The 12,102-nt window shown below is 71.8% G+C and carries 11 protein-coding genes; 8 read left to right on the plus strand and 3 right to left on the minus strand.

Going from position 1 to position 12,102, the window contains the following annotated elements; translation table 11 throughout:
* Window positions 1-10: 10 nt before the first annotated feature.
* The gene (mptB, locus tag G443_RS01330) at window positions 11-1,645 is read right to left on the minus strand and encodes a polyprenol phosphomannose-dependent alpha 1,6 mannosyltransferase MptB (protein WP_026418808.1); all 1,635 of its coding nucleotides are present in this window, start codon (window positions 1,643-1,645) and stop codon (window positions 11-13) included.
* A 202-nt stretch (window positions 1,646-1,847) separates the two neighbouring features.
* Here mptB and G443_RS01335 point away from each other — a divergent pair, with 202 nt between their 5' ends.
* The 8 genes from G443_RS01335 to G443_RS01370 all read left to right on the plus strand — a co-directional run bounded on the left by G443_RS01335 (window position 1,848) and on the right by G443_RS01370 (window position 8,742).
* Window positions 1,848-2,585 (plus strand): helix-turn-helix transcriptional regulator, encoded by a 738-nt coding sequence (locus tag G443_RS01335; RefSeq protein ID WP_026418809.1) that lies wholly within the window; start codon window positions 1,848-1,850, stop codon window positions 2,583-2,585.
* A gap of 105 nt (window positions 2,586-2,690) precedes the next feature.
* Window positions 2,691-4,145 (plus strand): Fe-S cluster assembly protein SufB, encoded by a 1,455-nt coding sequence (sufB, locus tag G443_RS01340; RefSeq protein ID WP_026418810.1) that lies wholly within the window; start codon window positions 2,691-2,693, stop codon window positions 4,143-4,145.
* Window position 4,146: 1 nt separating this feature from the next.
* On the plus strand, window positions 4,147-5,340 hold the full coding sequence (sufD, locus tag G443_RS01345) for a Fe-S cluster assembly protein SufD (RefSeq protein WP_026418811.1): 1,194 nt from the start codon (window positions 4,147-4,149) through the stop codon (window positions 5,338-5,340).
* The gene (locus tag G443_RS01350) at window positions 5,337-5,663 is read left to right on the plus strand and encodes a Rieske (2Fe-2S) protein (RefSeq protein WP_026418812.1); all 327 of its coding nucleotides are present in this window, start codon (window positions 5,337-5,339) and stop codon (window positions 5,661-5,663) included. The genes sufD and G443_RS01350 overlap by 4 nt, the downstream gene beginning before the upstream one ends.
* Window positions 5,664-5,734: 71 nt before the next feature.
* Window positions 5,735-6,505, plus strand: a complete 771-nt coding sequence (gene sufC / locus G443_RS01355; RefSeq protein ID WP_026418813.1) for a Fe-S cluster assembly ATPase SufC — start codon at window positions 5,735-5,737, stop codon at window positions 6,503-6,505.
* 61 nt (window positions 6,506-6,566) lie between these two features.
* Window positions 6,567-7,844 carry a cysteine desulfurase gene (locus tag G443_RS01360; protein WP_026418814.1) on the plus strand — a complete coding sequence of 426 codons (1,278 nt, stop codon included), beginning with the start codon at window positions 6,567-6,569 and terminating at the stop codon, window positions 7,842-7,844.
* An 11-nt stretch (window positions 7,845-7,855) separates the two neighbouring features.
* Window positions 7,856-8,326, plus strand: coding sequence for a Fe-S cluster assembly sulfur transfer protein SufU (gene sufU, locus G443_RS01365; RefSeq protein WP_026418815.1), 471 nt, complete (start codon window positions 7,856-7,858; stop codon window positions 8,324-8,326).
* Window positions 8,323-8,742: a metal-sulfur cluster assembly factor gene (locus G443_RS01370; protein WP_026418816.1), complete on the plus strand. Its 420-nt coding sequence runs from the start codon at window positions 8,323-8,325 to the stop codon at window positions 8,740-8,742. Before sufU ends, G443_RS01370 begins: the two co-directional genes overlap by 4 nt.
* 64 nt (window positions 8,743-8,806) lie before the next feature.
* Here G443_RS01370 and G443_RS01375 read toward each other — a convergent pair whose 3' ends face one another.
* Window positions 8,807-10,585: an ABC transporter ATP-binding protein gene (locus G443_RS01375; RefSeq protein WP_030226796.1), complete on the minus strand. Its 1,779-nt coding sequence runs from the start codon at window positions 10,583-10,585 to the stop codon at window positions 8,807-8,809.
* 258 nt (window positions 10,586-10,843) lie between these two features.
* Window positions 10,844-12,010, minus strand: a complete 1,167-nt coding sequence (locus G443_RS01380; RefSeq protein WP_035292041.1) for a lycopene cyclase family protein — start codon at window positions 12,008-12,010, stop codon at window positions 10,844-10,846.
* Window positions 12,011-12,102: the final 92 nt, after the last annotated feature.

Genomic DNA, 12,102 nt, shown 5'->3' on the forward strand with positions numbered 1-12,102 from the left:
AACCGCAGGGTCATCGGCCGGGCGGCGCCGGGTGGAACAGCCGCTCAGCCTTCGGGATGCGGCCGCGCACCAGCAGCAGCGGCAGGATGAGGGTGACCAGTGCGGCCAGGATGGCGAACTGCGGCACGTACAGGCGGTGGTCGAACGCCGATCCCGGCGGGAACACCGCGCAGGCCACCAGGGCCGACAGCCAGGTCGCGGAGAGCCGGAACCGCAGCCGGGTGCTGGACGCGGCCAGCGGGAGAGCGGCCCACAGCAGGTACCACGGGTGGAGGACGGGGCCGAGCAGCATGACCGCGCCCAGCCCGGCGCCGAGCCCGACCATCGGTTCCATCCTGCCCCGGAAGGACACCCACAGCAGGCGGCCGCAGACACCGGCGGCGGCGGCGTACCCGAGCGCCCTGGCCAGGGCCAGGATGGCGTCGGTGTGGTTGCCGAGTCCGAGCAGGATGCCGAGGCCGGCACTGGTCTGGCTCACCGCGGTGACCGGGGAGAGCCAGCTGCGGACCATCCCGGGGGTGCTCAGCGCCTCGATCCAGCCGAAGCCCAGGCCGCTGCCCAGCGACGCGGCCACCACCACGGTCGCGAACACCGCCAGCATCCAGGCCGCGGTGCGCAGCAGGTCGCTGATCCGGCCACCGGCCCGGCGGGCCAGCGCGGCGCCGAGGAACCCGAGCGCGAGCGCGGCGGGGAGCTTGACCATCGCGGCGGTGGCCACGATGACGGTGCCGAGCAGGGCGGACCGGGCCAGCGCGAGTTCGAACCCGGCGAGCATCAGACCGATCGCGAGCGCCTCGTTGTGGATGCCGCTGACCAGGTGGAACAGGACGAGCGGGTTGGCGGCCCCCAGCCACAGCGCATAGGTGGGCTGGACGCCGCACCGCCGCGCGAGGCGGGGCAGCGCCCAGACGATCATGGCGAACCCCGCGAGGGCGAGCACCCGGTGCAGCAGGATCCCGGGGATGACGTTGTCGCCGCCCACGATCATCGTGATGCCGCGGGACAGGATGAGGAAGAGCGGCTGGTAGGGGGCCGGGGTCTCGCGCCAGATGTTGGTGACGCCCCGGGTCAGCGGGTCGTCCACCCCGAGGGCGTCGGCCGGTCCCAGTTCGTAGGGGTTCATGCCCCGCACGGCGATCTCGCTCTGCGCGAGGTAGCTGTAGACGTCCCGGCTGAACATCGGTGGGGCCACGACGAAGGGCAGCGCCCACATCACCATGGTGCGGTCCATCTGGGAACGGGAGATCAGCCTCCGCCGGCGTGGGGCGGCCAGTCTGCCCAGCCACAGCCAGGCGAGCACCACCATCAACATCCCGGTGAAGGTGCAGGCCAACGCGACGGTGGGCATCCGGGTCATCAGGCCGAGCACACGGACGCCGGGGAGCGGGTTGATCACCGGGGCGGCCCCGGCGCCGAGCGCCCCGACACCCATCAGCAGTGCTCCGACGGTGCCGAAGCGCCGGACGACGTCGAGTTGGCGTCGTTCGGCGTCGTTCAGGGGCTCCGGGTCCGTCAGCGGCTCGGCGCGGGTCGCGGTGGGGGTGGTGGTGCGGGCGCCCGCACCACCCCGGTCCGGGTGCCGATCCGGCCTGGTGTGATCTTCGTCTTCGGTCGGCTGGCCCCCGACCGTCTCGCCCGCCGCCACGAGACGGAAGAGTATCTGCCGGGCCCGGGCCCCGGTGCCGGTACGGCCCCGATCGGGTATTTTGCCCGGTTGACCAGCCGAGACGGTGTTCCGCCCCGCCGGGGACCGCGGAGGGCGACCAGCCGTGGGCGTGATGTGGATCACGTGATCGCCGTGAGGTTTTGCGTGTCCGGGGGAAATACGTAACCTGTGTGTTGTGAAATTGGCGGGACAGGCCACCGAGGGGTGCGGTGACGCGGAGGGCGACCAGCTCGCCTCCGAGGCGCCGCAACCCATCGACGGTCGGGCCCGCCAGTCGGTGGCGCGGGTCCTGCTGGAGCAGGGGCCGCGCACCGCCGCGGCGATCGCCGAGCAGCTCGGCGTCAGCGCGGTCGCGGTGCGACGACACCTCGACGCGCTGCTCGCCGAGGGCCACGCCTCCAGCCGGGAGGCGCCCAGGCCCGCCGGCTCACGCCGTCGTGGCCGCCCGGCCCGGCTGTTCCAGCTCACCGAGCGGGGACGGGCGCAGTTCGGGCACGCCTACGACGACCTGGCGGTCGCCGCGCTGCGCTTCCTCGCCGAACAGGGCGGGGAACGGGCGGTCCGGCTGTTCGCGGAGCGCCGTGTCGCGGCGCTCGTCGAACGGCACCGGGACGCGGTTGTCGCCGAACCGGACGTCGCGGCGAGGGCGGAGGCGCTGGCCGCGGCGCTGAGCAGGGAGGGCTACTCTTCCTCGACCCGCCGGGTCGGGACAGGGGAGCAGCTCTGCCAGCACCACTGCCCCGTGGCGCACGTCGCCGCGGAGTTCCCGCAGCTGTGCGAGGCGGAGACCGCGGTGTTCGCCGACCTGCTCGGAACCCACGTGCAGCGCCTCGCCACGATCGCCAGGGGTGACGCGGCCTGCACGACCCACGTGCCGGTCAACCCCACCCCGGGCGACCGGAACGACGATCGACAATGACCGCGAGCTCGCCCGTCCGGGCGAGGCGCGGAACCCGAACAGTGATCCGGCGCGTTCGGCGCGTCCGGGCATGACAGCCCCGATCCGGGACGGAGGGGAATCCGTATGACTGCCGCTGCCGAGCAGCGCACACCCACCACGCAGACGGAGCCGCTGAGCCAGGAGGAGACCCTGGCGACTCTGGGCAACTACGAGTACGGCTGGGCCGACTCCGACGTGGCGGGTGCCAGCGCGCGGCGTGGCCTGAACGAGGACGTCGTTCGGGACATCTCCGCCAAGAAGAACGAGCCGGACTGGATGCTGGAGACCCGGCTGAAAGCGCTGCGGCTCTTCGAGCGCAAGCCGATGCCGAACTGGGGAGCCGACCTCTCCGGCATCGACTTCGACACCATCAAGTACTTCGTGCGCTCCACCGAGCAGCAGGCCACCAGCTGGGAGGACCTGCCCGAGGACATCAAGAACACCTACGACAAGCTGGGCATCCCCGAGGCGGAGAAGCAGCGGCTGGTCGCGGGTGTCGCCGCGCAGTACGAGTCCGAGGTCGTCTACCACAAGATCCGGGAGGACCTGGAGGCCCAGGGCGTCCTCTTCCTGGACACCGACACCGGCCTGCGGGAGCACCCCGAGCTGTTCCGCGAGTACTTCGGCTCCGTCATCCCGGCGGGCGACAACAAGTTCTCCGCGCTGAACACCTCCGTGTGGTCCGGCGGCTCCTTCATCTACGTGCCCAAGGGCGTCCAGGTCGACATCCCGCTCCAGGCCTACTTCCGGATCAACACGGAGAACATGGGCCAGTTCGAGCGGACGTTGATCATCGTCGACGAGGACGCCTACGTCCACTACGTCGAGGGCTGCACCGCGCCGATCTACAAGTCCGACTCGCTGCACTCGGCGGTCGTCGAGATCATCGTGAAGAAGGGCGCCCGCTGCCGGTACACGACCATCCAGAACTGGTCGAACAACGTCTACAACCTGGTCACCAAGCGCGCCAAGGCCGAAGAGGGCGCGACCATGGAGTGGGTCGACGGCAACATCGGCTCCAAGGTGACCATGAAGTACCCGTCGGTCTTCCTGATGGGGGAGCACGCCAAGGGCGAGGTGCTGTCCATCGCCTTCGCCGGTGAGGGCCAGCACCAGGACGCCGGCGCGAAGATGGAGCACCTCGCGCCGCACACCTCGTCCACCATCGTCTCCAAGTCGGTGGCCCGGGGCGGCGGGCGGACCTCCTACCGGGGTCTGGTGAAGGTCGCCAAGCGCGCCCACCACTCCAAGTCCACCGTGAAGTGCGACGCGCTGCTCGTGGACACCATCAGCCGGTCCGACACCTACCCCTACGTCGACGTGCGTGAGGACGACGTCGTCATGGGGCACGAGGCGACCGTGTCCAAGGTCAGCGACGACCAGTTGTTCTACCTGATGTCGCGTGGGCTGACCGAGGACGAGGCCATGGCGATGATCGTGCGCGGCTTCGTGGAGCCGATCGCCCGCGAGCTGCCCATGGAGTACGCCCTCGAACTGAACCGACTGATCGAGCTGCAGATGGAAGGGGCCGTCGGCTGAGATGGCTGCACCACTGGACACCACCCCGGCCCAGCACGGGCTGACCGACCACTCGCACGGAGGACCGGTGATCCCGCAGTCCTCGCGGGGCGAGCGCTTCACCTCCTACGAGGTCGACGCGTTCGAGGTCCCCGGGGGCCGCGAGGAGGACTGGCGGTTCACGCCGCTGAAGCGACTGCGCGGGCTGCACGACGGCTCGGCCACCGCCACCGGCTCGTTCGCCGTCGCCGTGGACAGCGGCGTGGAGGGCGTGACGGTGGAGACCGTCGGCCGGGAGGACGAGCGGCTGGGAGCGGCGGGCGTGCCCGCCGACCGGGTCGCCGCGCAGGCCTGGTCCTCCTTCACCGAGGCCACCGTGGTCACCGTGGCCGCCGACACCAGGCCCGAGGGGCCCGTCCACGTCACGGTCACCGGTCCCGGCCAGGGCACCACCGCCTACGGCCACGTCCAGGTCCGGGCGGAGCGGTTCGCCGACGCCGTGGTGGTGCTGGACTACCGGGGCGCGGGCACCGTCGCCGACAACGTCGAGTTCGTCGTCGGGGAGTCGGCCCGGCTCTCCGTGGTCACCGTGCACGACTGGGACGACGACGCCGTCCACGTCGGCGCCCAGCACTCGGCTGTCGGCCGGGACGCGACCCTGCGGCACCTCTCCGTCACCCTCGGCGGGGACCTGGTCCGGGTGTCCTCCACGGTGAACTACCGCGAGCGGGGAGGCGACGCCGAACTGCTCGGCCTGTACTTCGCCGACGCGGGGCAGCACCTGGAACACCGCCTGCTGGTGGACCACTCGGTCCCGAACTGCCGGAGCAACGTCCTCTACAAGGGCGCGCTCCAGGGTGAGGGCGCCCACACCGTCTGGATCGGTGACGTGCTGATCCAGGCGGCGGCCGAGGGCACCGAGACGTTCGAACTGAACCGGAACCTCATCCTCACCGACGGCGCCCGCGCCGACTCCGTGCCCAACCTGGAGATCGAGACCGGGGAGATCGAGGGGGCGGGGCACGCCAGCGCCACCGGCCGGTTCGACGACGAGCAGCTCTTCTACCTCCAGGCCAGGGGCATCCCCGAGGACGTCGCCCGCCGGCTGGTCGTCCGAGGGTTCTTCGGCGAGATCCTGCAGAAGATCACGGTCCCCGAGGTCAGGGAACGCCTCGAGGCCGCGATCGACGCCGAACTGGCGGCGGTCGGCGCGTGACCCACACGCCGGTGTGCCCGCTGGCGGACCTCGACGAGGGACGTCCCGTCGCGGTGTCCGTGGCGGGCACACCCGTGGTACTGGTCAGGCGGGGCGACGACGTGCACGCGTTGCTGGACCGGTGCAGCCACGCCGAGGTGCCCCTGTCCCAGGGCGAGGTCACCGGTGACGGCCTTGAGTGCTGGTTGCACGGAGCCTGCTTCGACCTGCGGACCGGGGAACCCTCCGGCCCGCCGGCCAGCGAGCCGGTCCCGGTGTACGCCGTGGAGGTCCGGGACGGACACGTCCACGTCGCCACCGAGCCGGTCGGAAGTCCCGACTAGTACCCGCCGCGCCGTCTCCCGCCGGCCCCCACCCCCAAGCCACCCGTCAACACCAGGAGAACGAACACACCATGGCCACCCTCGAAATCAAGGACCTGCACGTCTCGGTCAGGACCGACGACGCCGCCAAGGAGATCCTCCGGGGCGTCAACCTGACGGTGAACTCCGGCGAGACGCACGCGATCATGGGTCCGAACGGATCGGGCAAGTCGACCCTCGCCTACGCGATCGCCGGCCACCCCAAGTACGAGGTCACCTCCGGTTCGGTGCTGCTCGACGGTGAGGAACTGCTGGAGCTCGAGGTCGACGAGCGGGCCCGCGCCGGGCTCTTCCTCGCCATGCAGTACCCGGTCGAGGTCCCCGGCGTCTCGATGTCGAACTTCCTGCGGACCGCCGCGACCGCCGCGCGGGGCGAGGCCCCGCAGGTGCGGCACTGGGTCAAGGAGGTCAAGCAGGCGATGGCCGACCTCGACATCGACCCGTCGTTCGCCGAGCGCAGCGTGAACGAGAACTTCTCCGGCGGTGAGAAGAAGCGGCACGAGATCCTCCAGCTGGACCTGCTCAAGCCGAAGTTCGCCGTGCTCGACGAGACCGACTCCGGTCTCGACGTGGACGCGCTGCGGGTGGTGTCCGAGGGCGTCAACCGCTACACCGCGAACAAGGACAAGGGAGTGCTGCTGATCACGCACTACACCCGCATCCTCAAGCACATCACCCCGGACTTCGTGCACGTCTTCGCGGGCGGCCGGGTCGTCGAGTCGGGCGGTGCCGAGCTGGCGACCCAGCTGGAGGAAGAGGGCTACGTGCGCTTCACCGGTGCCAAGGAGTCGGCGGCGGTCTGAGCCGGCGGGAACAGCGGCGCGAGGCGAGGATCATGCGAGCAGTGGAAGGAGGCGGCGGGCGATGACATCGACGGCGACGCCGCTGGACATCGTGACAATCAAGGCCGACTTCCCGATCCTCGCCCGCACGGTGCGGGACGGCAAGCGGCTCGTGTACCTGGACTCGGGCGCCACCGCGCAGCGCCCGACCCAGGTGCTCGACGCCGAGCGCGCCTTCCTGGAGACCTCCAACGCGGCGGTGCACCGGGGAGCGCACCAGCTCGCCGAGGAGGCCACCGACGCCTACGAGAGCGCCCGCGCCCGCGTGGCCCGGTTCGTCGGCGCCCGGCCCGAGGAGGTGGTGTTCACCAAGAACGCCACCGAGGGGCTGAACCTGGTGGCGTACGCGATGAGCAACGCCGCCACCGGCGGCCCCGAGGCGGAGCGGTTCCGGGTGGGGCCCGGTGACGAGATCGTCGTCACCGAGATGGAACACCACGCCAACCTGGTGCCCTGGCAGCAGCTGTGCCAGCGCACCGGCGCCACCCTCCGCTGGTTCGGGGTGACGGACGAGGGCCGGCTCGACCTCGGTGACCTCGACGAACTCGTCACCGAGCGCACCAGGGTGGTGGCGTTCACGCACCAGTCGAACGTCCTGGGCACCGTCAACCCCGTGGCCGCGCTCGTCGACCGGGCCCGCCAGGTGGGTGCGTTGACCGTGGTCGACGCCTGCCAGTCCGTTCCGCACCTGCCGGTCGACCTCGCCGGGCTCGGCGTCGACTTCGCGGTGTTCTCCGGGCACAAGATGCTGGGCCCCTCCGGGGTCGGCGTCCTCTACGGCCGGAGCGAGCTGCTGGAGTCCCTGCCCCCGTTCGTCACCGGGGGATCCATGATCGAGATGGTGCGGATGGAAGGGTCCACCTTCGCGCCGCCACCGCAACGGTTCGAGGCCGGCGTGCCGATGACCTCCCAGGCGGTGGGTCTCGGTGCCGCGGTCGACTACCTCTCGGTGGTCGGGATGGAACGGATCGCCGCCCACGAGCACCTGCTCACCGAGGCAGCGCTGTCCGCGCTCTCCGAGGTCCCCGGTGTCAGCATCGTGGGTCCCACCAGCATGGTCGACCGGGGCGGCGCGGTGTCGTTCACCGTCGACGGGGTGCACCCGCACGACGCGGGGCAGGTGCTCGACAGCTTGGGGGTGGCCGTGCGCGTCGGACACCACTGCGCCTGGCCGTTGCACCGTAGGATGGCCGTTCCCGCGACGGTGCGGGCCACGTTCTATCTCTACAACGACCTTGACGACGTGACGACGCTGGTGGAGGGCGTCCGGGAGGCACAGCGCTTCTTCGGGACGGCCTAGGGGAGCTCGGGATGCAGTTGGACCAGATGTACCAGGAGATCATCCTGGACCACTACAAGAACCCCCACGGCCGAGGTCTGCGTGAGCCCTTCGACGCGGAGTCCCACCAGATCAACCCGGTGTGCGGTGACGAGGTCAGCCTGCGGGTCAACCTCGACGGCGCGGCCGGGACGGATCCGTCGGCGACGGTCGTCGACGTGTCCTACGACGGGCAGGGCTGCTCGATCAGCCAGGCGGCGACCTCCGTGCTCACCGATCTGGTCATCGGCCGCACCGTCCGGGACGCCTTCGACGTGCACGCCGCGTTCGTCGAGTTGATGCAGGGACGTGGGCAGGTGGAACCTGATGAGGACGTACTGGGGGACGGCATCGCGTTCGCCGGGGTGGCCAAGTACCCGGCGCGGGTCAAGTGCGCCCTGCTCGGGTGGATGGCCTTCAAGGACGCGGTGTCCCGTTCGACCGGCAAGGAGGAGACACGATGAGCGACGCCCAGGCTGAGCAGGCGGTGGGGGGCGCGTCCACCGAGGACCGGAGCGCGGCCTCGCTGCCCGAGCCGCCAGCCCCCCGCGCCGACCTTCCCTCGGTCGAGGACCTCGAGGAGGCCATGCGCGACGTGGTCGACCCGGAGCTCGGCATCAACGTCGTCGACCTCGGCCTGCTCTACGGCGTGCAGGTGGGGGAGGACAACGTCGCCACCCTCGACATGACGCTGACCTCGGCGGCCTGCCCGCTCACCGACGTCATCGAGGACCAGGCCAGGGCCGCCCTGACCAGCGGGCCTGGTGGCGGTCTGGTGAGCGACATCCGGATCAACTGGGTGTGGATGCCGCCGTGGGGGCCGGAGAAGATCACCGACGACGGCCGCGAGCAGCTGCGGGCGCTCGGCTTCACCGTCTGATCCGCGACCCTCGGCACGGCCGGCGCGCCCATCGGGCGGCCGGCCGTGCCGCGTTCGTGGTCCCTCAGCGGTCGGCCGTCGCGAACTGGGCGGCGGCGAGATCGGCGTAGAGGCCGTTCTGGGCCACCAACTCCTCGTGGGTGCCCACGGCCGCCACCCGCCCGGCGTCGAGGACGACGATGCGGTCGGCCGAGACCACCGTGGAGAGCCGGTGCGCGACCACGATGACGGTCGTCGTCCGGACGATCTCGTCGATGGTCTCCCGGAGGGCGAGCTCGTTGGCCGCGTCCAGCTGGGAGGTGGCCTCGTCGAGGAGGAGCAGCCGAGGACCTCGGAGCAGCGCCCGAGCGATCGCGACCCGCTGCCGTTCCCCGCCGGAGAGCGTGGTGCCCCGATGCCCGACCACCGTGTCCAGCCCGTCCGGCAGTCGGTTGACCAGCGCGTCCAACCGGGACTTGGCGACCGCGTCGGCCACCGCCGCGTCGTCCGCGTCCGGTGCTCCCAACATCAGGTTCTGGCGGAGGGTGCCGGCCAGGACCGGCGTGTCCTGCTCGACGTAGCCGATGCTGGCGCGAAGGTCGCTCAGCGGCCAGTCCCTGACGTCGCGGTCGTCGACCATGACGCGTCCCGACTCCGCCTCGTGGAAGCGCTCCAACAGCGCGAAGACCGTTGACTTGCCCGCCCCCGACGGGCCGACGAGTGCCGTGAGGCCCCGAGCGGGGACGGTGAAGCTCACGCCGCGGTGCACGGGATCCGGGGCGTCGGGGTAGCGGAAGACCACGTCCTCCAGCCGGACGGTGGCGGGTTCCGAGGTGCGTGCCGGGGCGCCGGCGGGGCTCTCCTCCACCGGCATGGCCTCGACCTCGTTGATCCTGCCGACCGCGGCCAGTCCCACCTGTGCCTGGGCCGCCGCGTTGAGCAGCAGGGAGATCGGCCCCATCAGGTAGAAGAGGTAGAGCAGGAACGCCACCAGGGTGGCGACGTCGCTGGCGCCGGAGGCGACCCGCATCCCGCCCATGCCCAGCACCGCCAGGAAGGCGACCTGCACGGACAGCCCCGAGGCGGTGCCCGCGATGGCCTGCCACAACGCGGCCGTCACCCCCTCCCGCCATGCCGTGCGCGCCGCCCGCTGGATCGAGGCGAGTTCCCGGTGTTCCGCCCCTGAGGCCTTGACGGTGCGGAACGCGCCCAGCACCCGCTCCAACTCGGCGCCCATCCGTCCCACGGACTCCTGGGACCGCGTCATCGCCTGCTTGATCCGGGGCAGCACCACCCACTGCACGAGACCGACGAACACGAACACCAGCAGGGTCACCCCGAGCAGCACGAGGTCGAGGACGGCCATCAGCACGATCACCGCGACGAGGGTGAGCGAGCCGGTCAGGCCGTCGACCAGGGACCGGGTGGTGACCTCGCGCAGGAGGACCGTGTCCGAGGTGACCCGGGACATCAGATCACCCGGCGCGGTCCGCTCGTAGGCGGAGACCCGCAGTCGCAGGAGCCGGTCGACGACACGTCCCCGCGCGGAGAGCACCACCGACTCGGCCGTCCTCCCCAGCACGTACTCGCCGACGGCCCCGACGATCGCTCCCGCCACCAACAGGCAGGTGAGCAGCAGCAGGATGTCGCCGATCTCCTCGCCCGTTCCCAACGCCGCGACCAGCGACTGGGCCGCGAGCGGTTGCGCCAGCCCGGCCGCGCTGCTGACCAGGCTCAGCAGACCAGCCCCGATCAGGGTGGCCCGGTGCGGCCTCGCGTGGGAGAGGAGCGTGCGCCAGGGGCCTCGGGCCCCGCCGCTCCCCTCCGGTTCCGCTGCGGTTCCGGCGTGTCTCGGTCTCGTCACGGAGTCTCCCCAGTGGTCAGCCTCGGCGCGGTCGCGTCCGCGTCCCCGCCGCTGGAGGAGACGGGTGACGTCAGGAGCGGCCGGGCGTGGGGACCACGGTCGGCGGAGAACGTGCCCGGGGGCGGCCGTGGCGTCGACGTCCTGCAGCGGAGGGGTGCGCCTCGCCACCACCAACGTGTGAGGGGCGACGAGCGTTCCGTGACCGCCCTGGGGGCGGGCGTGCGCCGGACCTCCGGTCGTCCCGTGCCTGGCCGGGGCTCAGGGCCTGGCGAGCATGGTGCCCAGCACCAGCCTGGCCCGCAGGTCGGGAGTCGCCGGCCCGAACAGGGCCAGCATCGCCGACATGGTGCCCACCAGGTCGTGCCGGGAGGACAGGTAGGCGGTGCGCAGCTCCGCCGGCAGCCCGAAGAACGCTTCGAAGAACCTGCTGGTCTGCCGGGGGGACAGCCCCAGCAGCGCCTCGCGTCCCCGCGTCCGCAGGGCGTGGACCATCCGCGCCGCGGGTGGCCAGAGCACACCGTGCGCCCCCGCGACCGCCGCTCGGGGGCCGGGGGCCCAGTGCCGGGCCAACGCGCGGGCGGTGGGCGCGGCGGAGGCGAGGGCCGCCGCGACGCCGTAACCGCTGGCCGGGTGCAACATGCCAGCGGCGGAGCCGAACCGCAGCACCCGCCGGGGGGCGGGGCGGGGCGCGCTCATGTCGATCCACACCCGTTCGCTGGCCTGCGCGGCGGACACCCGCACGCCGTGCCGGCGCAGCCGGGCGTGCAGCAGCTCCCGCAGCGTCACGATCGGCAGTCCGGGGCGGCGCACGAGTGAGGTCTCCTCGACGAGCACCCTGCCGTCGCCCAACGGAACGCAATAGCAGAACGTCGCCGTCGCGGAACCCGGCACCGGCGGCCGCCAGTCCATCATCACGGCCTCGTCGGGAGCCACCAGGCGTCGGGCCTCCTCCTCGGGGAGGACGAGCCCGAACGCGGTCTGCGCCGGCACCTCGCCTCGTTCCCGGGACGAGCTGCCGGTCGCGTCCACCAGGACCGTGGTGCGCAGTCGTTCGCCACCGGCGAGCCGGAGCCGTGACCCGCCAGGACCGTGCTCGGCGCCGACGGCGCGTCCCCGCACCAGGGTGACGGAGTCCCGCCGCAGCTCCCCGGCGAGCGCCGCGTTGTCCAGGACGCAGTACTCCCGGTCGGTCCACCACCGCTGGGTGGCGGCGGCCACCCGCACGCGGGGCGACCGGGAACGCACGGCGCGCCGGCGGACATCCGCCGGGAGTTCGTCGGCGAAACAGGCGTAGGTGGGACGCCAGGGACGCCGGGGGAACGGGGCTACGAGTGCGGTGGCGAACCCTTCGTCCGCGCAGGCGGCGGCCAACGCCGTTCCCGCCGGCCCGGACCCCACGATCGTCACGTCGAACTGCCGGGACATGCGTGTGATTCCACCAGGTTCGACGCGGGTTCGCAGATCAGGAGGTGGCGGGAGCGTCCCACCAGAGGCCAGTCCTGGGAACACCGCCGTTC

The sequence above is a fragment of the Actinoalloteichus caeruleus DSM 43889 genome, from assembly GCF_000429185.2.
In the GTDB taxonomy this organism is placed as follows: Bacteria; Actinomycetota; Actinomycetes; order Mycobacteriales; family Pseudonocardiaceae; genus Actinoalloteichus_B; species Actinoalloteichus_B caeruleus.

Excerpts from the sequence above, each read along its gene's own strand:
- sufB (WP_026418810.1), top strand. The coding sequence starts at position 2,691 with ATGACTGCCGCTGCCGAGCAGCGCACACCCACCACGCAGACGGAGCCG.
- sufU (WP_026418815.1), top strand. The coding sequence starts at position 7,856 with ATGCAGTTGGACCAGATGTACCAGGAGATCATCCTGGACCACTACAAG.
- sufD (WP_026418811.1), top strand. The coding sequence starts at position 4,147 with ATGGCTGCACCACTGGACACCACCCCGGCCCAGCACGGGCTGACCGAC.
- G443_RS01370 (WP_026418816.1), top strand. The coding sequence starts at position 8,323 with ATGAGCGACGCCCAGGCTGAGCAGGCGGTGGGGGGCGCGTCCACCGAG.
- G443_RS01380 (WP_035292041.1), bottom strand. The coding sequence starts at position 12,010 with ATGTCCCGGCAGTTCGACGTGACGATCGTGGGGTCCGGGCCGGCGGGA.
- G443_RS01360 (WP_026418814.1), top strand. The coding sequence starts at position 6,567 with ATGACATCGACGGCGACGCCGCTGGACATCGTGACAATCAAGGCCGAC.
- sufC (WP_026418813.1), top strand. The coding sequence starts at position 5,735 with ATGGCCACCCTCGAAATCAAGGACCTGCACGTCTCGGTCAGGACCGAC.